20 protein-coding genes are annotated in these 22,898 nt (G+C 74.8%); 13 read left to right on the top strand and 7 right to left on the bottom strand.

All coding sequences use genetic code 11. From position 1 onward, the window contains the following. The first annotated feature begins 55 nt into the window (after nt 1–55). Nucleotides 56–304, top strand: coding sequence for a WhiB family transcriptional regulator (locus tag KMS84_RS26505; RefSeq protein WP_069772088.1), 249 nt, complete (start codon nt 56–58; stop codon nt 302–304). 85 nt (nt 305–389) lie between these two features. On the opposite strand, the gene KMS84_RS26500 is transcribed toward KMS84_RS26505, so the two are convergent. The 4 genes from KMS84_RS26500 to KMS84_RS26485 form a co-directional block, all read right to left on the bottom strand. Then, on the bottom strand, nt 390–2,234 hold the full coding sequence (locus KMS84_RS26500; protein ID WP_256918969.1) for a sensor histidine kinase: 1,845 nt from the start codon (nt 2,232–2,234) through the stop codon (nt 390–392). Continuing rightward, nucleotides 2,231–2,929: a response regulator gene (locus tag KMS84_RS26495; RefSeq protein WP_256918968.1), complete on the bottom strand. Its 699-nt coding sequence runs from the start codon at nt 2,927–2,929 to the stop codon at nt 2,231–2,233. The genes KMS84_RS26500 and KMS84_RS26495 overlap by 4 nt, the downstream gene beginning before the upstream one ends. Nucleotides 2,930–2,946: 17 nt before the next feature. Next, nucleotides 2,947–3,681, bottom strand: a complete 735-nt coding sequence (locus tag KMS84_RS26490) for a L,D-transpeptidase family protein (RefSeq protein ID WP_256918967.1) — start codon at nt 3,679–3,681, stop codon at nt 2,947–2,949. A gap of 64 nt (nt 3,682–3,745) precedes the next feature. Continuing rightward, nucleotides 3,746–5,161, bottom strand: coding sequence for a M1 family metallopeptidase (locus KMS84_RS26485; RefSeq protein ID WP_256918966.1), 1,416 nt, complete (start codon nt 5,159–5,161; stop codon nt 3,746–3,748). Nucleotides 5,162–5,313: 152 nt separating this feature from the next. Here KMS84_RS26485 and KMS84_RS26480 point away from each other — a divergent pair, with 152 nt between their 5' ends. Beyond that, nucleotides 5,314–5,673: a DUF488 domain-containing protein gene (locus KMS84_RS26480; RefSeq protein WP_256918979.1), complete on the top strand. Its 360-nt coding sequence runs from the start codon at nt 5,314–5,316 to the stop codon at nt 5,671–5,673. 13 nt (nt 5,674–5,686) lie between these two features. Here the strand turns inward: KMS84_RS26480 and KMS84_RS26475 are convergent, their stop codons facing one another. After that, complete coding sequence (locus KMS84_RS26475) at nt 5,687–7,360, bottom strand: FAD-binding dehydrogenase (protein ID WP_256918978.1); 1,674 nt, start codon at nt 7,358–7,360, stop codon at nt 5,687–5,689. Nucleotides 7,361–7,377: 17 nt separating this feature from the next. Further along, the gene (locus KMS84_RS26470) at nt 7,378–8,019 is read right to left on the bottom strand and encodes a TetR/AcrR family transcriptional regulator (RefSeq protein ID WP_256918965.1); all 642 of its coding nucleotides are present in this window, start codon (nt 8,017–8,019) and stop codon (nt 7,378–7,380) included. Between the two features lie 173 nt (nt 8,020–8,192). Here KMS84_RS26470 and KMS84_RS26465 point away from each other — a divergent pair, with 173 nt between their 5' ends. The 3 genes from KMS84_RS26465 (at nt 8,193) to KMS84_RS26455 (ending at nt 10,934) form a co-directional block, all read left to right on the top strand. Next, a complete protein-coding gene (locus KMS84_RS26465; RefSeq protein WP_256918964.1) occupies nt 8,193–8,822 on the top strand; it encodes an alpha-ketoglutarate-dependent dioxygenase AlkB in 630 nt (209 codons plus the stop codon). A gap of 117 nt (nt 8,823–8,939) precedes the next feature. Further along, on the top strand, nt 8,940–9,689 hold the full coding sequence (locus KMS84_RS26460) for an MBL fold metallo-hydrolase (RefSeq protein ID WP_256918963.1): 750 nt from the start codon (nt 8,940–8,942) through the stop codon (nt 9,687–9,689). A 9-nt stretch (nt 9,690–9,698) separates the two neighbouring features. Next, on the top strand, nt 9,699–10,934 hold the full coding sequence (locus KMS84_RS26455; RefSeq protein WP_256918962.1) for a DUF4032 domain-containing protein: 1,236 nt from the start codon (nt 9,699–9,701) through the stop codon (nt 10,932–10,934). A gap of 37 nt (nt 10,935–10,971) precedes the next feature. Here the strand turns inward: KMS84_RS26455 and KMS84_RS26450 are convergent, their stop codons facing one another. Continuing rightward, nucleotides 10,972–11,844: a universal stress protein gene (locus KMS84_RS26450; protein WP_256918961.1), complete on the bottom strand. Its 873-nt coding sequence runs from the start codon at nt 11,842–11,844 to the stop codon at nt 10,972–10,974. A 61-nt stretch (nt 11,845–11,905) separates the two neighbouring features. Here KMS84_RS26450 and KMS84_RS26445 point away from each other — a divergent pair, with 61 nt between their 5' ends. The 8 genes from KMS84_RS26445 to KMS84_RS26410 form a co-directional block, all read left to right on the top strand. Beyond that, entirely contained in the window at nt 11,906–12,262 is a 357-nt protein-coding gene (locus tag KMS84_RS26445; protein WP_256918960.1) for a VOC family protein, read from the top strand. Nucleotides 12,263–12,407: 145 nt separating this feature from the next. Continuing rightward, nucleotides 12,408–14,084 (top strand): NAD(P)/FAD-dependent oxidoreductase, encoded by a 1,677-nt coding sequence (locus KMS84_RS26440; RefSeq protein WP_256918959.1) that lies wholly within the window; start codon nt 12,408–12,410, stop codon nt 14,082–14,084. After that, nucleotides 14,081–15,631 carry an ATP-binding protein gene (locus KMS84_RS26435; RefSeq protein WP_256918958.1) on the top strand — a complete coding sequence of 517 codons (1,551 nt, stop codon included), beginning with the start codon at nt 14,081–14,083 and terminating at the stop codon, nt 15,629–15,631. Before KMS84_RS26440 ends, KMS84_RS26435 begins: the two co-directional genes overlap by 4 nt. Further along, nucleotides 15,628–15,981, top strand: coding sequence for a UBP-type zinc finger domain-containing protein (locus KMS84_RS26430; protein ID WP_256918957.1), 354 nt, complete (start codon nt 15,628–15,630; stop codon nt 15,979–15,981). Before KMS84_RS26435 ends, KMS84_RS26430 begins: the two co-directional genes overlap by 4 nt. Before the next feature lie 78 nt (nt 15,982–16,059). After that, nucleotides 16,060–19,047, top strand: a complete 2,988-nt coding sequence (locus KMS84_RS26425) for a helix-turn-helix transcriptional regulator (RefSeq protein WP_256918956.1) — start codon at nt 16,060–16,062, stop codon at nt 19,045–19,047. Nucleotides 19,048–19,351: 304 nt separating this feature from the next. After that, nucleotides 19,352–20,431, top strand: coding sequence for a tetratricopeptide repeat protein (locus KMS84_RS26420; RefSeq protein WP_256918955.1), 1,080 nt, complete (start codon nt 19,352–19,354; stop codon nt 20,429–20,431). Continuing rightward, the gene (locus KMS84_RS26415; protein ID WP_438818985.1) at nt 20,428–21,492 is read left to right on the top strand and encodes a polyprenyl synthetase family protein; all 1,065 of its coding nucleotides are present in this window, start codon (nt 20,428–20,430) and stop codon (nt 21,490–21,492) included. Before KMS84_RS26420 ends, KMS84_RS26415 begins: the two co-directional genes overlap by 4 nt. Before the next feature lie 309 nt (nt 21,493–21,801). Beyond that, nucleotides 21,802–22,898, top strand: a 1,097-nt coding sequence (locus KMS84_RS26410; RefSeq protein WP_256918954.1) for a serine/threonine-protein kinase, incomplete at its 3' end; no start/stop codon positions are given.

The raw sequence follows: 22,898 nt of genomic DNA, 5'->3' as shown, positions 1-22,898 counted from the left end.
GAACGGAAGCAACACATCCGGAAAAGCACATACGACCCGATCGCAGGTGACTTCGATGGACGACTGGCGAGAGCACGCCGAATGCCGCACCGAGGACCCCGACCTCTTCTTCCCCATCGGCACTTCGGGCCCGGCACTGCTCCAGACGGAACAGGCCAAGGCGGTCTGTCGACGCTGCCCGGTGCGTGAACCGTGCCTGGAATGGGCCATGGAGACGGATCAGACGCTCGGCGTGTGGGGCGGCACGAGCGAGACCGAACGGCGTGCCCTCAAGCGCCGTATCAGGGCACGGCGCAGTGCCTGACCCGGCGGTGGCCGATCCCGCGGCGACCGGCCGCCCGACCGCCGGCCCCGCGCCGTCCGCCTCCGACCGGCCGCCGCCCCGGACGTCAGCCGTCCGCGGGCGGCGACGCCGCGGGCAGCCTCAGGGTGAACACGCTGCCGACGCCGGGAGTGCTGGCCGCCTCCGCCGTGCCGCCGTGAGCGGCCGTCAACTGCCGCACGATCGGCAGGCCGAGGCCGCTGCCGCCGGTACGGCGGCTGCGTGACTTCTCGGCGCGCCAGAACCGCTCGAAGACATGGGGCAGATCCTCGTCGGAGATGCCCGTGCCCGTGTCGGCGACCGTCAGCACGATCTCCTCGCCGTCCTCCCGCGCGCCGAGCGTGACCGTTCCGTCGGCAGGCGTGTGGCGCACGGCGTTGGCGACCAGGTTGCCGAGCGCCTGCCGCAGCCGCACCGGGTCGGCGTCCAGCCAGGGCACGCCGTCGGTCTCGGTGCGCAGGGCGACTCCGGCGGCGTCGGCGGCCACCCGGTGGGCGGCGGCGACCTGGGCGAGCAGTTCGTCAGCGGGCACCGGCTCGCGGGTCAGCAGCAGCGCTCCGGCGTCGGCGGCCGCGAGGTCGCGCAGGTCGTCGATGACGCGCTGCAACACGAGGGCCTCCTCGTGCAGGGCGCCGAGCAGTTCGGCGTCGGGCTCCACCAGCCCGTCGCGCGTGACCTCCAGCCAGCCGCGGATGTTGGTGAGCGGGCTGCGCAGTTCGTGGGCGACGTCGCTGACCAGGGCCTTGCGCTGGGCCTCCAGACGCTCCCGGCGCTCGGCCAGGTCGTTGAACGCCTCCGCCAGGATCCCGGTCTCGTCCCGCGTCGTGACCGGCACGCGCGCGTGCCGGTCCGGGGGCTGCTGCGCTGCCTCGGTCAGGGCGCGCAGGGGCCGCACGAGGCGGGTGGCGACGACGGCGCTCACGGCGACGGTGACCGCGAGCACCAGGCCCGCCGCGCCGATCACCTTCGTCTTGTTCGCCGGTGACATGTCCCAGCGGGGCGCCGCGCCGCTGTCCCCGCCGCCGAGGAACAGCTCGGCCACCGGCGCCACGTACGGGTCGAGCTGCGCACGGCGCGCCTCCTCGAGGCAGGCCTGCGCGGCGCGGCCCCGCTTGGCCTCGCCGACCTTCACGAAGGCGGGCGCGGGGGTCGCGTCGCGGCCGTTGACGCCCGGGATGCCCGGCCCGAAGTAGAGCGGCAGGGCCGGGTCCAGGCCCTCGCGGACCAGACAGGGAGCCGCGCGGGCCTGGAGCACGGTCAGCGCCTTCTGTTCCGTGCGGGTCGGCGTGTCGAGCCGCCCGTCCGCGCAGGCGTCGGGCACGTAGTCGGTGGCCGCGCCGCCGTCGGCGTCGGCGAGCACCGGGCGGCCGCCCGGGGTCCGGGTGAGCGTCGTCTCGATGCCGTAGCGGGAGAAGCAGCGTTGGCGCTCGTGCGCCACCGCGTCGAGCTTCTGCCGTTCGAGCGCGGAGAGCCGGTAGGGGCCCACCACCCGCGGGTCGGTGCCGCTGAGCTGGGCGCCCCGCTCGGTGTAGGTGTCGGTGCGCAGCGGGTCGACGGTGGCGGCGGCGCGCGGTGGCAGCGAGGTGCCCTTCGGCGCGGAGTCGGCGAGGGGGGTGCGGTCGGCGCCCGTCAGGGCGATGCGCCGTCCGGTCCTCGCCGACAGGTCGCGCACCGTCCGCTGGACTCCCGTCCAGTCGGGGTGCGTGGCCGCGTACCCGCTGAGCCGGGCGAGGATGTCCATGTCGTCGGCCAGGGCCTGTCCCTGCTCCTCGCGCAGCGCGCGGGTCGTGGTCGTGACCGCCAGCCAAGCGGTGGCGGCCACCGAGCACACGGCGATCAGCACCGAGGCGCTCAGCAGCCGCACCAGCAGCCGTTTGCGCAGCGGTATCCGGGCCCGGGTCCGGCGTGTCACGCGCGGCCGCCGCTGAGTTTGTAGCCCACGCCGAACACGGTCAGCAGCCGGACGGGTCGGCGCGGGTCGGCCTCGATCTTGCGGCGCAGGTTCATGATGTGCACGTCCACGGCCCGTTCGGTGGAGGAGCGGTCGAAGCCGCGGGTGCACTGGAGCAACTGCCGCCGCGAGAAGACCCGTTCGGGTTCGGCGGCCATCGCCAGCAGGATCTGGAACTCGGCGGGCGTGCAGTCCACGGGCGCGCCGTCGCACCGCACCTCGTGCCGTTCCGGATCGACGGCGAGGCCCGCGGCCCGCACGACGTGCTCGTCCCGGCGGTCGCCGCCGGCGCGTCCGCTGCGCCGCAGGACGGTGCGGATGCGGGCCATGAGCTCGCGCGGGCTGTAGGGCTTCGTCATGTAGTCGTCGGCGCCGAGTTCGAGGCCGAGCAGCACGTCGTCCTCGGCGGCGCGGGCGGTGAGCATCAGCACCGGCAGGTCGTCGTCACGGCGCAGCACCCGGCAGACCCCGAAACCGTCGATGACCGGCAGCATCAGGTCGAGGACGACGAGGTCCGGCCGGTTCTGCCGCACCGCCTCCAGCGCGGCGGAACCGTCGTGCACCACGGTGGCGGTGTGCCCCTCGGCGATCAGCGAGCGCCGGATGAGTTCGGCCTGCATCGGATCGTCCTCGGCCACCAGTACATGAGCGCACACGCCACCACTCCGTTTCCTCAGCGGGCCAGAAAGGCCCGGTCGCCCATGACGACCACGGGACGCAGCGCCGGGTCCAGCGTGCGCAGCAGGTCCTTCATGTGCGTTTCGGAGATGCTCACACAGCCGTGGGTGGGGCCGCCGTGGTCGACGTGGAACCAGATGCCGCCGCCGCGGCCCGCGCCGAGCGGACGGGTCCAGTCGAGCGGTGAAGTGCCGGGCTTGCGGTTGTAGTTGATGGCCACCACGTAGTCGAAGGAACCGTCCAGCGGCTCGCCCTCGAAGCCGGTGCCCGGCGAGTGGAAGCCGGATCCGTGGTCGTAGGGCAGTTTCGTGCCGGGGTTCGCCAGCAGCCCGCCGGCGTCGGTGAGTCCGTAGACGCCGACGGGCGAGCGCAGGTCGCCGCCCCTGTGCCTCTCGCTCCACCCGCGCAGCGCGTTGTGCGCCGGCCAGGCCGCGCCGGGCTGCCAGCCGGACCCGGTGCGCCGGTACAGGACGACCGTGGAGAGCGGGGAGTTCCTGCCCCGGCCGCTCACCACGACGGCCTGCCGTGCGCCGGGCGGAATCTGCGCCCGGGTCCTGGCCCCCAGTCCGGGGATCTCCCGCGCCGCCCCGGCGGAGGCCACGGCCGCGGGAGGCGCCGGCGCGCCCTCGACCCCGGTGGTGGGGTGTGCGGGCCCCGCGGACGCGGCGCCGCATCCGGTGAGCAGAAGGGAGGCAGCGAGCAGCGCTGCGCGGGGGCGGTGCATGATCATGAGGTGACCTTGGCCGAGAGATGTGTGGAACTCGTCAGGTTCCCCATGCCCGTTCAGCCGGGGATCACGGGTGGCGGGGCTTGCCCTCCGAGTAGAGCCAGGTGGTGAACAGCCGGTCGAGGTTCCTGCCCGACTGCCGCTCCGCGAGCCGTTCGAACTGGGCGGTGGTGCCGTGGCCGTAGCGGTGCTGCGTGGCCCAGGCGCGCAGGATGCGGAAGAAGTCGCGGTCGCCGACGGCGGTGCGCAGGGCGTGCAGGGCCATGGCGCCCCGGGCGTAGACGGGGGTGCCGAAGATGTGGGCGCCGCTGCCGGGGGCGCCGGGCGGGAAGGCCCACAGGCCGTCCGTGGCGGGGCGGGCGTACAGGGCGTCGAAGGTCTTGCGGGCGCTGTCGCCGCCGTGCTGCTCGCTGTAGAGCCACTCGGCGTAGGTGGCGAAGCCCTCGTTGAGCCAGATGTCCTTCCACGAGGTGAGCGAGACGGAGTCGCCGAACCACTGGTGGGCGCTCTCGTGGACGAGGGTGGCGAGGTCGGGGGCGCTGTCGTACACCGGCCGGGTCTGGGTCTCCAGGGCGTAGCCGACGTTCGGGGCGTGGTCGACGATCGAGCCGGCGGCCCGGTAGGGGTAGGGCCCGAACAGCCCGCTCTCCCAGTCCAGCACCGAGGGCAGCTTCTTGAGCACCGGCCCGGCGGAGGCGGCCTCCCGCGCGTCCACGGCGTCGTAGACCTTGACGCCGCCGCGTGTCGTGTACTGCGTGACCTTGAACTTCCCCACGGTGGCGGTGGCCAGGTAGGCGGCCATGGGCTCGCTCTGTCGCCAGTGGAAGGTGGTGCGGCCCTTCGCGGTGCGCTGGGCGAGCAGGACGCCGTTGGCCACCGCGGTGCGGCCCTGGGGGACGGTGACGGTGAAGTCGTAGGAGGACTTGTCGAGGGGGTGGTTGTTCGCCGGGAACCAGGTCATGGCGCCTTGCGGTTCGCCGGCGACGAACGCGCCGTCGTCGGTGGGGATCCAGCCGTCGAGGGAGCCGTCGGGGTCGGTGACCGGTGCGGGGGTCCCCTTGTAGGTGACGGCGACCTGGAACCGCTCGCCCTTGCGCAGGGCGTGCCGGGGGGTGACGACCAGTTCCTGGCCGTCGCGCCGGTATGCGGCCTTCACGTGGTCGACGGTGAGGCCGGTGATCCTGAGGCCGTGGAAGTCGAGGTCGAAGCGGGTCAGGCGCTGGGTGGCGCGGGCGCTCAGGACGGCCCTGCCGTCCAGGTGGCGGGCGGCGGGGTCGTAGCGCAGGGTCAGGTCGTAGTGGCTCACGTGGTAGCCGCCGTTGCCGGCGAGCGGGAAGTACGGGTCGCCGACGCCGGCCGCGCCGCCGGGCCCGGCCGCCACCGCGGGTCCGGCCGCGGTGAGCAGCGCGGCCACGGCGACGGGGACGGTGGCGGCGACGGCCTCGCGGCGCAGGAGGGCGGGGCGTCTGCGGGGGTGTGTCACGTGCGCTCCTAGGGGGGTGGCGGATGATCAACCCCTCTCAGACTAGGGACTGGACCCGCCGCTTCTCCCCCTCATTCAGGTCAAGCCGATCCGGGGTGTCGCGGGCCCCGCGCTTAGGCTGGGCGCAGTCCGCCGACCCGAGGACGGCCATGATGACGGTCCGCGTCCGCCGCGTGTACGACCCGCCCGAGCCCGACGACGGGACGCGTGTCCTCGTCGACCGGCTGTGGCCCCGTGGGGTGTCCAAGGAGGCGGCCCGCGTCGACGAGTGGCCCAAGGGGCTCACCCCGTCCACCGGGCTGCGCCGTCGGTACCACGCGGGAGAGGCGACGTACGAGGAGTTCGCGCGCCGTTACGAGGCCGAGCTGGCCGAGCCCGAGGCGCGCGAACTCCTCGACCGGCTGCGCGAGCTGGCCGGGCGGGGGCCGGTGACGTTGCTGACCTCCTCGAAGTCACCGGAGCGCAGCCATACGGCGGTGCTGGTCCGCCTGCTGGAGGCGGACCGGCGCTGAGGCGGCGCGGGGGTCAGCCCGTCTGCTTCGCCGCCGCCCGTCCGGCCGCCCGCCCGGAGAAGAGGCAGCCGCCGAGGAAGGTCCCTTCGAGCGCGTTGTAGCCGTGGACGCCGCCGCCGCCGAACCCGGCCACCTCGCCGGCCGCGTACAGGCCCTCGACCGGTCGTCCGTCGGCGCCGAGGGCGCGGGAGTCGAGGTCGGTCTGGATGCCGCCGAGCGTCTTGCGGGTGAGCACGTGCAGCTTGACGGCGATCAGCGGGCCGGCCTCGCGGTCCAGGAGGCGGTGCGGGGTGGCGACGCGGCCGAGCCGGTCGCCGATGTAGCGGCGGGCGTTGCGGATGCCCTGGACCTGGGCGTCCTTGCTGTACGGGTTCGCCATCTGGAGATCGCGGGCCTGGATCTGACGGCGCAGGGTGTCCGGGTCGAGCAGCGGCTTCTGGGTGAGCCCGTTCATCTTCTCGACCAGCTTCTCCAGCGTGTCGGCGATCACGAAGTCCGCGCCGCGGTCGAGGAAGGCCTGCACGGGCGCCGGGGCGCCCTTGCCGAGCAGCCGGTCGCGCAGCACGGCCTTGCGGTCCTTGGCGGTGATGTCCGGGTTCTGCTCGGAGCCCGAGAGGGCGAACTCCTTCTCGACGATTCTGCGGGTGAGGACGAACCAGGAGTGGTCGTGGCCGGCGATGTCCTCGGTGGTGCGCAGGTGCTTGAGCGTGTTGAGGGTGTCGTAGCCGGGCAGGCAGGGGTCGGGCAGCCTGCGGCCGAGCGCGTCGAACCACATCGAGGACGGGCCGGGCAGGATGCGGATGCCGTGGCCGGGCCAGATCGGGTCCCAGTTGCGGATGCCCTCGGTGTAGTGCCACATGCGGTCGCGGTTGACGAGGCGGGCGCCCGCCTCGGCGCTGATGTCGAGCATCCGGCCGTCGACGTAGGCGGGGACGCCGGTGACCATCTCGGCGGGCGGGGCGCCGAGCCGCTCCGGCCAGTGGCGGCGCACGATGTCGTGGTTGGCGCCGATGCCGCCGCTGGTGACGACCACGGCCTGCGCGGTCAGCTCGAACTCGCCGATCGGGTCGCGGTTGGAGGCGACCCCGCGCGCGGAGTCGTCGGCGGCGAGGACCGTGCCGCGCACGCCGCGCGCGGCCCCGTCCGCCAGGACCAGCGCGTCGACCCGGTGGCGGTGGTAGAACGTCAGCAGGCCGTCCTTCGCCGCCTGCTTGGCGTAGCGGACGAAGGGTTCGACGACGCCCGTGCCCGTTCCCCAGGCGACGTGGAAGCGGGGCACGGAGTTGCCGTGGCCGTCGGCGCGCAGGTCGCCGCGCTCGGCCCAGCCGACGGTCGGCACGAAGGAGATCCCGTGCCCGGCCAGCCAGGTGCGCTTCTCCCCCGCCGCCCACTCGACGTAGGCGCGCGCCCAGCGCACGGCCCAGGAGTCCTCGTCGTCGGTCCGGTCGAACGCGGCGCTGCCCTGCCAGTCGCTCCAGGCGAGGTCGAAGGAGTCCTTGACGCCGAGCCGGCGCTGTTCGGGTGAGTCGACGAGGAACAGTCCGCCGAAGGACCAGAACGCCTGGCCGCCCAGGTTGGCGGCGTTCTCCTGGTCGACGAGGGCGACCCGTCTGCCCCTGCTGGTGAGTTCGTGCGCCGCTACGAGGCCCGCGAGGCCCGCTCCGACGACGATGACGTCCGCGTCCATGGCGTGGATTGCCTTTCTCATTCGGAACATCCGGGAGGGGTGCTGCCGTCGGTCAGCAGCGCGGTGAGGAGTTGCTTCAGCCAGCCGCGGGCGCGGTCCACGTCCTTGTCCAGCAGCAGTTGGGTGGTGACCCCGTCGTAGGCGGCGACCACCGCGTGGGCGGCGGAGTCGGCGTCGCCGAGGACGGCGGGCAGCGGGGTGTGGCCGCGCGCCCGGGCCAGCCGGTCGGCGATCGCGCCGCGCAGCCGGGACCGGTGCTCCAGGAGGGTCTGGGCGACCTCGGCGTCGCGAGCGGCGTGCACCAGGAAGTCCGTCTTGACCAGCAGCCAGTCGAGGTCGAGCAGGAGCACCTCGGTGACGCGGTCCACGGAGGCCGGCACGGCCAGGTCGGGTCCGTCCCCGGCGAGGGCGTCGGCGACCTGCTGGGCGATGAGGTCGGCGCGCTCCCGGTACAGGGCGAAGAACAGCTCGTCCAGGCTGGCGAAGTTGGAGTAGAAGGCGCCCCTGCTGTAGCCGGCGGCGTCGCAGACCTCCTCGATGGAGACCCGCCCGAAGCCCTTGGCGGCGAACACGGCGAACGCGGCGTCGAGCAGGTTGGCGCGGGTGCGGGCCCGCCGCCGGGTGACGCGCCCCGCCGACTCGGGCTGCCGTACGACCATGGGCGGACCTCCGTTCGATACGCGAATGTATCCGATACACCGATGTATCGAAAGAGCCGGAACCGGCAGGCGTCCCCGCCCCTTGGCAGCGGCGGCCACGGCAACGGCAACGGCGACTGCGACTGCGACGCACCGTAGCGAACACATTTTCGATTAGGGCGTACGCTGGACCCATGACCGCGCACCACCTTCAGGGCTCGCTCTTCGACCAGGCCGACGACCTTCGCCTCGGCCCGCTCGACGGGGTCCGCCGCACCGTGCTCGGCGCGGGCGCCTGGATCGACGTGCTGCCCGGCTGGCTCACCGGCTCGGACGCGCTGTTCGCCCACCTGGCGGCGGAGGTCCCCTGGCACGCCGAGCGCCGCACGATGTACGACAGCGTCGTCGACGTGCCACGCCTGCTGGCCTTCTACGGCGCGGGCGAGTCCCTGCCGCACCCGGTGCTGGAGGAGGCCCGCCGGACCCTGTCCGCGCACTACGCCGAAGAGCTGGGCGAGCCGTTCGTCACCGCCGGTCTGTGCCACTACCGCGACGGCCGGGACAGCGTCGCCTGGCACGGCGACCGGATCGGCCGCGGCGCCCGGTCCGACACCATGGTCGCGATCCTCTCCGTGGGCTCCCCCCGCGACCTGCTGCTGCGTCCGGCGGGCGGCGGCGAGACCGTGCGGCGTCCGCTGGGGCACGGCGACCTGATCGTGATGGGCGGCTCGTGCCAGCGGACCTGGGAGCACTGCGTCCCCAAGTCCGCCCGCGCCGCCGGACCGCGCATCAGCGTCCAGTTCCGCCCGCGCGGAGTGCGCTGAGCCCGCTCTGCGCCCGGACCGCACCGCGCCCGGCCGCGGAGCCCCGCCCTCCGTCCCCGTCCGGCGGTCTGCTTTGCTGTCCCCGTCGGGCACCTCGCGAAGGACACGGGACGGGCCATGCGGGCAGACGTACGGCAAGTGGCGGACGGCACCTATCTGGTGCACGGCAGCAACACCAACTGGGTGATCCTCACCGACGGGGACGCGGTCACCCTGATCGACACCGGCTACCCGGCGGACCGTGGGCTGGTCCTCGACTCCCTCGCCCTCGTGGGCAGTTCACCGGAGGCGATCACGGCCGTGCTCGTCACGCACGCCCACAACGACCATCTCGGCTCCGCGGAGCACCTGCGCTCGGCGTACGGCGTCCCGGTGTATCTGCACGAGGCCGAAGTGCCGCACGCCCGCCGCGAGTTCCTCCAGCAGGTGAGCGTCGGCGAGGTGCTGCGCAACGCCTGGCGGCCCGGCGTGCTGCCGTGGATGGTGCACGCGCTGCGCGCCGGCGGCACCGAACAGCACCCGGTCACCGCGCCCGAGGCGTTCCCGGCCGCCGAGGGCGCCCTCGACCTGCCCGGCCGGCCGGTCCCGGTGCACACCCCGGGCCACACGGACGGGCACACCGTCTACCACCTCCCGGAGCGCGGGATCGTCGTGTCCGGGGACGCCCTGGTCAGCGGACACGCGACGTCACGTGTGCGCGGACCGCAGCTGCTGCCGGACATGTTCCACCACGAGCGGGCCCGCGCGGTCGCGTCGCTGGACGTCATCGCCGGACTGGCGGGCGAGCTGCTCCTGCCCGGGCACGGACCGCTCCACGAGGGGTCCGTGCGGGCGGCGGCCCAGCAGGCCCGCGAACGCGCCGTCTAAGGTCAGGCCATGGCTTTGCAGATCAGCGCCACCAACCCGGAGCACCCGGCACTCCTGCTGGAGCTGCCCTGGCACCTGCCGCTGGAGGAGTGGCCCGACGAGGTCCTGGTCCCGCTGCCGCGCGGCATCTCCCGCCACGTGGTGCGCTACGCGCGGGCCGGCGACGAGGTGATCGCCGTCAAGGAGCTCGCCGAGCGGCCCGCGCTGCGCGAGTACGAGCTGCTGCGCGACCTCGACCGGCTCGGCATCCCCGCCGTCGACCCGCTGGCCGTGGTGACCGGCCGCGCCGCCGGCGACGGGGCGTCCCTGGAGTCGGTGCTGGTCACCCGGCACCTGGGCGGTTCGATGCCCTACCGCTCGATGTTCGAGACGACGATGCGGCCGGCCACCATGCACCGGCTGATGGACGCCCTCGCCGTCCTGCTGGTGCGACTGCACCTGGCCGGGTTCGCCTGGGGCGACTGCTCGCTGTCCAACACCCTGTTCCGGCGCGACGCGGGCGCCTACGCCGCCTACCTCGTGGACGCCGAGACCGGCGACCTGCACCCGCAGCTGAGCCCGGGCCAGCGCGAGTACGACCTCGACCTCGCCCGCGTCAACATCAGCGGCGAGCTGCTGGACCTCGAGGCCTCCGGGGCGCTGCACCCCTCGGTGGACCCGATCGAGTTCGGAACGGAGATCTGCGCCCGCTACGGGGCGCTGTGGGAGGAGCTCACCCGCGTCTCGGTGTACCCGGCGGGCAAGTACCACTTCATCGAGCGCCGGATCCGCCGCCTGAACGAGCTCGGCTTCGACGTCGCCGAGATGCAGATCGAGCACTCCTCCAACGGCGACACGGTCACGTTCGTGCCCAAGGTCGTCGACGCCGGCCACCACCAGCGTCAGCTGCTGCGCCTGACGGGCCTGGACACCGAGGAGAACCAGGCCCGACGGCTGCTCAGCGACCTGGAGAGCTGGATGGCCACCCAGGACGACTACGCGCCGGGCGACCCGCTCGCCGCCCGCCCGGAGGTGCTGGCGCACCGCTGGGTGCGGGACGTCTTCCGGCCCACCGTGCGCGCGGTGCCTCTCGAACTGCGCGGTGCGATGGACGCGGCGGAGATCTACCACGAGCTCCTCGAACACCGCTGGTACCTGTCGGAGCGCGCGCAGCACGACATCGGGCTCGACACCGTGGTCGAGGACTACATCACCGCCATCCTGCCCAAGGCGCGCGAGACGCTGGAGCCGACCCTCCCGGAATGACTCCGGGAGGGGGTTGCGACCTGTGCCGGGCGGCGGGTCAGTCGTGGGGCACGACGGCGACCGGGCAGTCCGCGTGGTGCAGCACGCCGTACGCCACGGAGCCGATCCAGGCCCCGACCGCGGTGCGGTGGGCGCGGCGGCCGACCACCATCAGCTGCGCCCGGCCGGAGACCGACAGCAGCACCTCGGCCGCGCTGCCCATCTCCACGTGCTCCACGACCGGCACGTCGGGGAACCGCTCCCGCCACGGCTGGAGCGCCTCCGCCAGCGCCTTCTTCTCGTACGGCTCCAGACCGCCGGCCTCGTCGAGGAGTCTGAGCGAGCCGGGGCTGTAGGCGAACACCGGCGGCAGCGTCCAGGCCCGCACCGCGCGCACGGCCGCGCCCCGCGCGGCCGCCGTCTCGAACGCGAAGCGCAGGGCCGACGCGCTGTCCTCCGGCTCGCCCTGCTGGCCGACGACGATCTCGTGCCCGGCCACCTCGGCGGACGGCCGGTCGCCGGCCCGGACCAGCACGACGGGACGCGCGGCCTCGGCGATCACCTGCCGGCCGACCGACCCCAGCAGGAAGCCGACGACGGCTCCGTGCCCGCGCGAGCCGAGCACCAGCAGCTCCGACCCGGCCGCGGCGGCGACCAGGGACTCCACCGGGGCGCCCTCCTCGACGTCGACGGTGACGCTCAGCGCGGGGTGCCGCTCGGCGACCGCGGTCGCGGCACGGCCCACGGCGTCGCGCACCCACCGTTCCTGCGCGGCGCGGTCCGCCACGTCGGCCGCCGCGTTCGGCTGGAACCGCCAGGCGTGCACCACCCTCAGCGCCAGGTCGCGCCGTACGGCCTCGCGGGCCGCCCAGGCGAGCGCCGCGAGGCTCTCGTCCGTGCCGTCGATGCCTGCCGTGATCGGGCCCGTCATCCCGCCGCCTCCTCGTGTCGTGCTCACATCCGTCGGCCCCAGTCTTCACTACGCTGCCGACATGACTCTGGAGTGGGAGCAGACGGTCGTCGACGCGGCCGACCCGGTGGCGCTGGGACGCTGGTGGGCCGCGGCCCTGGGCTGGGTGGTGGTCGGCGACGCCCCCGACGAGTACGAGATCCGGCCGCGGCGGGACCGGCTGCCCGGTCTGGTCTTCGTCCCGGTGCCGGAGGGCAAGACGGTCAAGAACCGCCTCCACCTCGACTTCCGTCCCGACGACCAGCGCGCCGAGGTGGACCGCCTGCTGTCCCTGGGGGCCCGCCGCACGGACGTCGGCCAGGGCGAGCGGCCGTGGGTCGTGCTGGCCGACCCCGAGGGCAACGAGTTCTGCGTGCTCAGGGCGCGGCAGCGGGCTTGACGGTGAGCGCCCCGGCCCGACCCGAGAGCGCACGGTCCCGCGGCGTCCCGGAGCGGACGCGGGCGATCGAACATACGATGGACGGAGCCGGCGCGGGGCTCTGCCGTGCCGCGATGAGCAACGACCCTCTCGGGGTGGGAGACGTATGGCACAGGCCGCCGACACCGCGCGGACCGTCATCCTGACCGTGGACGACGACCCGGGGGTCTCCCGCGCCGTCGCCCGTGACCTCAGGCGCCGTTACGGCGCCTCGTACCGGATCGTGCGGGCCGAGTCCGGCGAGTCCGCGCTGGAGGCCCTGCGCGAGCTGAAACTCCGCGGCGACCTGGTGGCCGTCATCCTGGCCGACTACCGGATGCCGCAGATGAACGGCATCGAGTTCCTCGAACAGGCGCTGGACGTGTACCCGGGCGCCCGCCGGGTGCTGCTGACCGCCTACGCGGACACCGGCGCGGCGATCGACGCGATCAACGTCGTCGACCTCGACCACTACCTGCTCAAGCCCTGGGACCCGCCCGAGGAGAAGCTCTACCCGGTCCTGGACGACCTGCTGGAGGCCTGGCGCTCCAGCGACCACCGGCCGGTGCCGGCCACGAAGGTCGTCGGGCACCGCTGGTCGGCGCGCTCCTCCGACGTGCGGGAGTTCCTGGCCCGCAACCAGGTGCCCTACCGCTGGTACTCCGCCGACGAGCCCGAGGGACGCCGGCTGCTCGCGGCGGCCGGCGAGGACGGGCAGCGGCTGCCGCTGGTGGTCACCGCCGACGGCACGGCGCTGGTCGAGCCGGACGCGCCCGAGCTGGCCGCCCACGTGGGGCTGGCGACCACGCCGACCGCCGACTTCTACGACCTGGTGGTGATCGGCGGCGGACCGGCCGGTCTCGGCGCGGCCGTGTACGGGGCCTCCGAGGGGCTGCGCACGGTCCTCGTGGAACGGTCGGCGACCGGCGGCCAGGCCGGCCAGAGCTCGCGCATCGAGAACTACCTGGGCTTCCCCGACGGCGTGTCCGGGGCCCAGCTCACCGACCGGGCGCGGCGGCAGGCGGGCAAGTTCGGCGCCGAGATCCTCACCGCGCGCGAGGTGACGGGGCTGGAGGCCAACGGGTCCGCGCGGGTCGTGCGGTTCTCGGACGGCTCGGCGGTGGCCGCGCACAGCGTGATCCTCGCGACCGGCGTCTCCTACCGGCAGCTGGCCGCACCGGGCTGCGACGACCTGACGGGCTGCGGGGTCTACTACGGGTCCGCGCTCACGGAGGCGTCCTCCTGCCAGGGGCACGACGTGTACATCGTCGGCGGCGCCAACTCCGCGGGGCAGGCCGCGATGTACCTGGCCAGGGGCGCCAAGTCGGTCACCCTGCTGGTGCGCGGGGAGTCGCTCGCGGCGTCCATGTCGTACTACTTGATCCAGCAGATCGAGGAGGCGCCCAACATCTCGGTGCGCCCCGGCACCGTCGTCGAGGCCGCGCACGGGGACGGCCGCCTCGAACAGCTGACGCTGCGGGACGTGGCGAGCGGACGGACCGAACTCGTCGACGCGCAGTGGATGTTCGTCTTCATCGGCGCCGCCCCGCTGACCGACTGGCTGGACGGCACGGTGCTGCGCGACGAGCGCGGCTTCATCCTCGCCGGCCCCGACCTCACGCCGGACGGGCGGCCCCCGGCGACCTGGGAGCTCGACCGGCCGCCCTACCACCTGGAGACCAACGTCCCCGGGGTGTTCGTCGCGGGCGACGCGCGCGCGGAGTCCGCCAAGCGGGTCGCGTCCGCCGTCGGAGAGGGAGCCATGGCCGTGATGCTCGTCCACCGTTACCTGGAGCAGTCATGAGCGGGACGCCGCTGCCGTGCAGCCCCGCCGAGATCAGCTCGCTGTTCCTGTTCGAGAAGCTCTCCCCGGAGCAGCTGGGACGGCTGTGCGGCGAAGGCCGGGTGGAGCGGTTCGAGCCCGGCCCGGTGTACACCGAGGGCGACCCGGCGACCTGCTTCTACGTGATGCTGGACGGCACGGTCGTGCTCTACCGGCGGGTCGGCGCGGACGACGTCGAGGTCAGCCGCACCTCCCAGCGCGGGGTGTACGCCGGGGCCATGCAGGCCTACCTGGGCGACCGGGTGCCGCAGGTCTACAACAACTCGATGCGGGTGACGGAGCCGACGCGCTTCTTCGTGCTGCCCGCCGAGTCGTTCTCGGCCGTCATGCAGGAGTGGTTCCCGATGGCGGCCCATCTGCTGGAGGGGCTGTTCTTCGGCTCGAAGAACAGCCAGCGCGCGATCGGCCAGCGCGAACGCCTGCTGGCGCTGGGCTCGTTGTCGGCCGGTCTCACGCACGAGCTGAACAACCCGGCCGCGGCGGCCGTGCGGGCCACCGCCACGCTGCGCGAGCGGGTGGCGAAGATGCGGCACAAGCTCGCCGTCATCGCGTCCGGCGCGTACGACCCTGAGGCCCTGACCCGGCTGATCGAGATCCAGGAGCGCACGGCCGAACTGGTCGCCAAGGCACCGGTGTTGAGCCCGATCGAGGCGTCCGACCGGGAGGACGCGCTGGCGGACTGGCTCGAGGACCACGACCTCGAGGAGGGCTGGCGGATCGCACCGACGTTCGTCCAGGCCGGCCTGGACGTGGACTGGCTGGAGCAGGTCGCGGCGGCCGTCGAGCCGGACATCCTGCCCGGCGCGGTCGGCTGGCTCAACTACACGGTCGAGACCGAGCTGCTGATGGACGAGATCGACGACTCGACCAACCGCATCTCCCATCTCGTCGACGCCGCCAAGCAGTACTCCCAGCTCGACCGCGCCCCCTACCGGGTCGTCGACGTGCACGAACTGCTCGACTCCACGCTGCTGATGCTCTCGGGCAAGATCGGCCGGCACATCGAGGTGGTCAAGGACTACGACCGCACGCTCCCGCCCGTCCCGGCCTATCCGGCCGAGCTGAACCAGGTGTGGACGAACCTCGTCGACAACGCCGTCTTCGCCGTCGGCAGCACCGGCGGGGAGGGCACGCTCACCGTGCGCACGGCACGCGAGGGCGACCGGCTGCTGGTGGAGTTCCGGGACACCGGGCCCGGCATCCCGCCGGAGATCCGCGAGCGGATCTTCGACCCCTTCTTCACCACCAAGCCGGTCGGCGAGGGCACCGGTCTGGGCCTGGACATCTCCTGGCGGATCGTCGTCAACAAGCACCACGGCAGCCTGCACGTGGAGTCGGTGCCGGGCGACACCCGCTTCCAGGTGCTGCTGCCGCTGACCGCCCCCGACCCCGAGAACGCCGAGGACGACCCCGAGCGGGCCGAGGGCGCCGAGCCCCCCGCGAACGCGGCGCGTCCCGGGGACGCCCGCGAGACCCACCACTCCCAGAGCGCCGAGGAGACGGTATGACCGACGTGGACCCCATCGATCCGAACGTCCCGCCCAGCGGCGCGGGCTGCGCGGACTGCGACGCGAGCGGCGGCTGGTGGTTCCATCTGCGGCGCTGCGCGCGCTGCGGGCACATCGGCTGCTGCGACTCCTCCCCCGCCCAGCACGCCACCGCGCACTACAAGGCCACCGGGCATCCGCTGGTGCGCAGCTACGAGCCGGGCGAGGCCTGGTTCTGGGACTACTCCACCGACGAGCTGTACGAGTCCGGGCCCGAGCTCGCCCCGCCGGCGAGCCACCCCGCGGACCAGCCGACCCCGGGGCCGGCCGGCCGGGTGCCCGCGGACTGGGCGCGCTCGCTGCGTCGTTGAGGCCGCGCGGGACCGTGCGGCGGGGCTCCCTTCCTGGTCGCGGGCCGCGTTGTCGGCTGCGCGTGCCAGGATGGAGCCGTGTCACAGACCGTGTCGGCCACTCCGTTCATCGGCCGGGAAGAGGAAGTCGCCCGCCTGTGGGGCGTGCTGGAGCGCGCCCGGGCGGGTGAGCCCCGCGCCGTGCTGGTCGCCGGCGACGCGGGCGTGGGCAAGACCCGGGTCCTGGACGAGACGGCGGCGCGGGCCGCGCGCTCCGGCATGACCGTGCTCACCGGGCACTGCGTGGACCTGGGCGACGTCGGCCTGCCGTACCTGCCGTTCACGGAGATCCTGGGCATGCTGGCCGCGGACGGCCGGTTCGCCTCCGTCCTCGCCGCGCACCCGGTGGTCGACCGGCTCCTCGGGACCGGTGCGCACGGCGTCCGGGACGACGAGGCGACCTCGGCGGGCACCGACGGCGGCGGCCGGCTGCGGCTGCTGGAGGGCATGGCGTCGCTGTTCGCCGACCTGTCCGAGGTCACCCCGCTGCTCCTGGTCCTGGAGGATCTGCACTGGGCCGACCCGTCCTCCCGCGACCTGCTGCGCTTCCTGCTCAGCCGGGGGTTCCTGCAACGGCCCACGGGCAACGGCCCGGGCCACCGGCTGGCGGTGCTGGCCTCCTACCGGGCGGACGACCTGCACCGCCGTCACCCGTTCCGACCGCTGCTGGCCGAACTGGTGCGGCTGCCGGCCGTGGACCGGCTGGAACTGCGCCCCCTGGCGGACGCCGAGGTGGCCCGTCTGGTGCGCTCCCTGGAGGACCGTCCGCTGCCGGAGGCCACGGTGCGCCGGATCGTGGAGCGGGCGGAGGGCAACGCCTTCTACGCGGAGGAGCTCCTGGCGGCCCGGGACGCGGAGGCCGGGGGCATGCCCAGCGGTCTGGCCGACCTGCTGCTCATCCGGGTCGAGCAGCTTCCCGACACCGCGCAGCAGGTGCTGCGCACGGCCGCCGTGGCCGGCCGCCGGGTGGACCACGGACTGCTGCGGGACGCGGTGGGGCTGCCCGAGGAGGAGCTGGAGACGGCGCTGCGGGAGGCGGTCGGCCGCCAGTTGCTCGTCGCGGGCGACGACGGCACGTACGCCTTCCGGCACGCCCTCGCGCGCGAGGCGGTCTACGCCGATCTGCTCCCCGGGGAGCGGTCGCGTCTGCACGGTGCGTTCGCCGCTCTGCTGGCCGGCCGCGGGCGTCGCGCCGACACCGCCGCCGAGCGGGCCCACCACTACCGCGAGAGCCACGACCTGGGCGAGGCGCTCGCCGCCTCCCTGGAGGCCGCCGACCACGCCCGGCGGGTGGGTGCGCCCGCCGAGGAACTGCACCATCTGGAGGCCGTCCTCGACCTGTGGGAGTCGGCGCCCGCCGCGGCTCTGCCCTCCGGCGAGGGCGGCGACCGGGTCACGCTGATGCTGCGCGCCTCGGCGGCCGCCGCGCACGCCGGGGACGCGCACCGGGCGGTCTCCCTGACCCGGGCGGCGCTCGCCGGAGTCGGCCAGGACGCCGACTCCGAGCTCGCCGCGCGGGTGCGCTACACGCTCGCCGGCACCCTCATGGGCGTCGACAGTCTGACGGCCGCGTTCGCCTACAGCAGCGAGGCGCTGGCGATGATCCCGGCCGAGCCGCCGTCGCCGACATGGGTGTGGGCCGCCGCCACGCACGTCCTGGCGGCACGTCAGGTCGGCGACGTGGCCACCGCCCTGCGGGTGGCGCGGCAGGCGCTGGGGGTGGCCGAGCGGCTCGGGCTGCCGGACGCGCGCGCCGACCTGCTGGTGTCGCTGGCCAACCTGGAGGGGGAGGGCCGCCGCTCCCCGGAGGGCCGGGCCCGGCTGGAGGAGGCCAGGGAGCTGGCGCGACGCGGGGGCAACGCCCCGGTGGAGATGCGGGCCCTGTTCTCGCTGGCGATCGGCGCCTACGAGGCCGGGGAGCCCGCGGAGTGTCTGCCGTGGCTGGCCGAGGGCCTGGACCGGGCCCGCCGGGCGGGTCTGCTGTCCTCGCCCTACCCCCTGGAGATGCGCTATCTGCAACTCCTGGTGCTCTACACCCTGGGCCGGTGGGACGAGTGTCTGAGCACGGCGGCCGGCGACCTGGCGGTGGTCCCGGCGTCGGGCGGCTTCGCGCTCGGCCCCACGCTGTACGTCGCCCTCGCGCGCGGCGAGCACAGCGCCGTCGAACGGGCCCATGCGCTCCTCGAAGGACGCCATGACTGGATGGCGGCGCTCGTCGCGGGGATCGTCCTGACCGACGCGGCGGCGCTGAGCGGCGACGCGGAGGCGGCGGTGGCCCGGCTGCGGTGGTCGGTCGAGTCCCTGACGGACGAGGCGGGAACCCGCCCGGACGTCGTCGTGCGGCTCACCGCGCTGGCCCTCACGCCGGTCGCCGACGCGGCGGCCGCGGCACGGCGTTCGGGGGACGCGGGCGAGGCCCGCCGCTGGTCCACCGTGGCGGCCGAGTTGCTGGAGCCGGCCCGGGAGGCGGCCCGCGAGGGCCAGACGGGTGTGCCGCAGGGCCCCGAGGGGCGCGCCTGGCTGGCCCGCGCGGAGGCCGAGTGCGCGTGGGCCGTCACGGGCCCGGACCCGGTCGCCTGGGAGACGACGGTGCGCGCCTTCGACTACGGCGACGCGTACGAACTCGCCCGCTGCCGACTGCGGTACGCGCAGGCCCTGTTCGCGGCGGACCGGCCCGAGGAGGCGACGGCGCAGGCCCGGGCCGTCCGGGAGACGGCCGTGCGGCTGGGGGCCACGCCCCTGTCGGAGCGCGCGGACGCCCTGATCCGGAGCGGGCGCCCGGGCGCCGGCTCCTCCGCCGGGGACCGTGCGGTCGCCCTGACGGCCCGTGAGCGGGACGTCCTGCGGCTGCTGGCGCTCGGCCGCAGCAACCGGCAGATCGGGGAGGAGCTCTTCATCACCGGCAAGACCGCGAGCGTCCACGTCTCCAACATCCTCGCCAAGGTGGGTGCGGCCAGCCGCACGGAGGCGGTGGCGATCGCCTACCGCGAGCACCTGATCGCACCGGAGCCCGGCCCGACGGGCTGACTGGCCCCCCCCCACCCCACCCACCCCGGTGCGGGTCGGCCCGCGTCCCGGCGGGCAGGCGCGAGGGGCCTGAACCAGGGGTGCCCCGGCCCCTCGACACCCCGGCCGTGCGGCGTGGTGCGCCCCGGCCGCCGCCCGGGGTGATCTGGGCCTCACAGGCAACCCCGTCGCCTCGGACGGCGTCTTGTCCGGCGACACCGGACTATACCCATCGTGTATACACGGCGCGCATACCTGCGTGCCTCCCTGGCGTGCCCGCGCGGCACGCGGGCGCGTCCCGCGCGATGGCGACCGAAAGGAACCGATGTACGGCAAGGCATTCGCCCCGGAGTACCAGGGCGCCCTCACCACCCTCTCCGTGAACTCCTCGCTGGACGACGTCCTGGCCGCCGGCACCGCGCGGTTGCGGGCGGCCGAACAGGCCGGGGAGGCGGGCGAGGCGGCCCGCTCGGGGCTCGCCGTCGCCGAGGCCCATCGGCGGCTCGGGCAGATACGGGAGGCCGACCGGGCCTGGAAGGCGAGCTACCGGGCGGCCCGCGGCGCGGGGGACGTCGCCGCGATGGCGTGGGCGCTGTGGAGCGGCGGCACCCTGGCCCGGCAGCGGGGCGCGTTCGCGCTGGCCCGGCGGCTGCTGGGGCTGGCGGCCGAGCTCGGCGAGCGGGGCGGGGACGTCGTGGTGCGCGGCTACTCGCTGGCCGGACTCGCCGAGACCGGACGCATCCAGGGCGACTACGACGCCGTCGGCAGGCTGCACGAGCAGCTGCTGGCCGAGGCCCGCCGGCGCGGCGAGGCCCGGCACACGGTGTGGGCCCTGGAAGGCATCGCCCAGATGCACCGCAACCGCGGCGACCACGACACCGCGTACGCCCTCTTCGAGGAGGCCGCCGAGATCGCCGCGAGGGCGGAGGACCGCCGCGGTCACGCCTGGGCGCTGCGCGGCCTGGCCGACATCGTCTCCGTCCGCGACGGGGACGCCGAGCGCGCCCTGCTCCTGCTGACGCGGGCGGAGGAGTCCTGCCGCGCGATGAACCTGTCCGGCGCGCTGGCGTACAACCACAAGATGCGCGGCAACGTCTTCTACCGGGCCGGACGTTACCGCGAGGCCCGCGAACTGTACGAGCAGGCGCTGGGCGAGTTCCGCGCCATGGGCGAGCCGCGCGGCGAGGCCCTGGCCCGGCTCGGCCTGGCGAAGTCGCTGGCCCGGCTGGGCCGCGACCGGCGCGAGACGGCCGCCGAACTGGCCGACCTGGCCCGGGTGCTGGAGGGCATCGGGCTGCGGCACGCCCACGAGATGGTCGCCCGGGCGCAGCGCGAACTGGGACTCGAACCGGCCTCGGAACCTGCCCCGGCGGACGGCCGGGCACGGACGCGGGACGCCCGGTGAGCGCGCTCGACGCCGCGGTGCGCGAGCCCGGTTCGCCTCTCGCGGCCCCACCCCACGCCCGTGAAGTCCTCGCCCGGTGCCGCGCGCTGGTCCGGCCCGCGCTCCGGGAGACCGTCGGGCGGACGCACCCCTGGGTGGCCGAGATGGCCGGCTACTCCTTCGGCTGGTGCGCGGTCGGCGGGGCGCCCGCGACCGGCTCCGACGGCAAGGGGCTGCGCCAGGCCCTCGCGGTGCTCGGCGCGGAGGCCGTCGGCGCGCCCGCACGTGCGGGAGTGCCCGCGGCGGTGGCCGTGGAGCTCGTGCACGCCTTCTCCCTCCTCCACGACGACGTCATGGACGGGGACCCGGTCCGGCGGGGGCGCGCCACCGTGTGGAAGGCGTACGGAACCGGGGCGGCGGTGCTCACGGGCGACGCGCTCTTCGCCCTGGCCGTCGAGACGCTCGCGCGGCAACCGCTGCCGGCCGGCGCCGAGGCCGTCCGCACCCTTTCGGGCGCTCTCGGGGACCTCGTCCGCGGACAGGCCGACGACCTGCTCTTCACGGACCGGCCCTGGACCGGGCCCGAGCGGGTGCCACCGCAGGACTACCGGACGATGGCCGAGGGCAAGACCGGTGCGCTGCTCGGCTGTGCGGCCGCCCTGGGGGCCGTCCTGGGCGGTGCTCCCGCGGCCACGGCGGCGGCGCTGGACCGGGCGGGCCGGCACCTCGGCATCGCGTTCCAGGTGGTCGACGACGTGCTGGGGCTCTGGGGCGACCCGTCGGTCACCGGCAAGCCCGTCCACGGCGATCTGCGCGAGGGCAAGAAGACGTTCCCGGTGCTGGCGGCCCTGGGCTCGCCGGTCCCCGCCGCCCGCCGCCTGGCCGCGCTTCTGGAGCGGGGCGGCGATCCGGGCGAGGCGGCCGCACTCGTCGAGGCGGCGGGCGGACGGGCGGCGGCGCGGGCCGAGACGGGACGGCAGGTCGCCGCCGCCGAGGCGGCGCTCGCCGCGACGCCGCTGGCCGCCGGCGCCGTCCGCGAGCTGCGCGCCCTGGTCGACTTCGCCGTACGCCGGGACCTCTGAACCCGACCGGGACCGGAACGCCCGGCTCCGGCGGGCGGGCGGGACGGGCGGCCGGGCCCGGCGCGGCCGGGTCCGGCCGTGCGCCGCGGCCGGGCGACGCCCGCCGGCCTGCGGGCCCGCCCACCTGTCGGCACGGACGGAGCGGCTCGGGCCTCGCCGGGAGACATCCCCGCCGGCGGCGCCACGACGGGTGCCGGGGAAGGGACTTGACCGAAAGACAGGAATGCGCCGGAGTTGCGCGCCGATTGAACGGACCCCCTCGCGCCGGTCGTACCACTGGGCAAGTGAGTACCAGCGGTTCAGCGAGGGATGGCCATGGTCAAGACGCACGTCTCCACGCACGAGTTGGTCGCCGGGAGGTACCGGCTTCTCGACGTCGTCCACCGGGAGACGAACCGCGTCAGCTGGTACGGGGAGTACGTCGAGGAGACCGGGGCCGCCCGCCCCTGCCTGGTCACCCGGATCGGGCTGCCCGCCGACCAGGGCGAGGAGAAGGGGCGCCAGGCGTCCGACCGGGTGCTGGGCATGTCCGAGACGATGGCGCGGCTGTGTCCGGGCCGCATCGCCGCGGTCGTCGACGCCGTGGAGGAGGCGGGCTCCCTGTGGACGGTCACCGAGTGGATCGACGGCCTGCCGCTCGGCCAGCTCATGGAGCAGAAGGGCGCGTTCGGCCCGGCCCGGGCGGCGGCGATCGGCCTTCAGCTGCTGGACGTCCTGGAGGCCGCGCACGGTGAGGGCATCACCCACGGCGAGTTGAGCCCCGGCCAGGTGTTCGTGCGGAGCCAGGGGCCGCTGGTGCTCACCGGTTTCGGGCTCGCGGGCGCGACGCTCGCCCCCCGGGTGGCCGCGCCGTCGTACGCCTCGCCCGAGCAGGCGCGCGACGAACGCATCGGCCCGGCGGCGGACCTGTGGGCGCTGGGCGCGATCCTCTACACGATGGTCGAGGGGAGGCCGCCCTATCGGGACCGGGACCGGCCCGAGGCCACGCTGAAGGGCGTGGACCGGCTGCCGCTGCGCGCTCCCCTGCGCGCCGGCCCCCTCACCCCGACCGTGCAGGGGCTGCTGCGCAAGGACTCCCGGGAACGGCTGACCCGCACGGTCGTGCGCCAGTCCCTCACCCGTGTGCTGGACGACGACCCGCACGCCGCCCTCCCCGCACCCCGCCTGCGGCGCGTCTGCGCCGCCGCCCGGCAGGCCGGCCCGCAGTGGAGCGGCCGGGCCATGGCGGCCGGGACCGCGCTGGCCGTCGTCACCGTGGCGGTCGCCGCCCTCGCCGTGACACACCAACTGCCCGACGCCGACGACACGTCCGCGGGAGGCACGCAGGCCCGGCCGTCCGCGTCCGCGGCGGCGCCCGACGAGGACGCGGGCGACAGAGACTCCCCCGCACCCACCCCCACGCCGAC

This window comes from Streptomyces hilarionis (genome assembly GCF_024539675.1).
Lineage (GTDB): Bacteria > Actinomycetota > Actinomycetes > Streptomycetales > Streptomycetaceae > Streptomyces > Streptomyces hilarionis.
The sequence above is the reverse complement of the archived record's forward strand: the minus strand, read 5'-3'. Positions and strand labels throughout refer to the sequence as shown.

Bases quoted from the DNA above. Each gene is read 5' to 3' on its own strand.
- KMS84_RS26505 (WP_069772088.1), top strand. From the start codon at position 56: ATGGACGACTGGCGAGAGCACGCCGAATGCCGCACCGAGGACCCCGAC.
- KMS84_RS26490 (WP_256918967.1), bottom strand. From the start codon at position 3,681: ATGATCATGCACCGCCCCCGCGCAGCGCTGCTCGCTGCCTCCCTTCTG.
- KMS84_RS26480 (WP_256918979.1), top strand. From the start codon at position 5,314: ATGACGGTCCGCGTCCGCCGCGTGTACGACCCGCCCGAGCCCGACGAC.
- KMS84_RS26475 (WP_256918978.1), bottom strand. From the start codon at position 7,360: ATGGACGCGGACGTCATCGTCGTCGGAGCGGGCCTCGCGGGCCTCGTA.
- KMS84_RS26470 (WP_256918965.1), bottom strand. From the start codon at position 8,019: ATGGTCGTACGGCAGCCCGAGTCGGCGGGGCGCGTCACCCGGCGGCGG.
- KMS84_RS26465 (WP_256918964.1), top strand. From the start codon at position 8,193: ATGACCGCGCACCACCTTCAGGGCTCGCTCTTCGACCAGGCCGACGAC.
- KMS84_RS26460 (WP_256918963.1), top strand. From the start codon at position 8,940: ATGCGGGCAGACGTACGGCAAGTGGCGGACGGCACCTATCTGGTGCAC.
- KMS84_RS26455 (WP_256918962.1), top strand. From the start codon at position 9,699: ATGGCTTTGCAGATCAGCGCCACCAACCCGGAGCACCCGGCACTCCTG.
- KMS84_RS26450 (WP_256918961.1), bottom strand. From the start codon at position 11,844: ATGACGGGCCCGATCACGGCAGGCATCGACGGCACGGACGAGAGCCTC.
- KMS84_RS26445 (WP_256918960.1), top strand. From the start codon at position 11,906: ATGACTCTGGAGTGGGAGCAGACGGTCGTCGACGCGGCCGACCCGGTG.
- KMS84_RS26440 (WP_256918959.1), top strand. From the start codon at position 12,408: ATGGCACAGGCCGCCGACACCGCGCGGACCGTCATCCTGACCGTGGAC.
- KMS84_RS26435 (WP_256918958.1), top strand. From the start codon at position 14,081: ATGAGCGGGACGCCGCTGCCGTGCAGCCCCGCCGAGATCAGCTCGCTG.
- KMS84_RS26430 (WP_256918957.1), top strand. From the start codon at position 15,628: ATGACCGACGTGGACCCCATCGATCCGAACGTCCCGCCCAGCGGCGCG.
- KMS84_RS26420 (WP_256918955.1), top strand. From the start codon at position 19,352: ATGTACGGCAAGGCATTCGCCCCGGAGTACCAGGGCGCCCTCACCACC.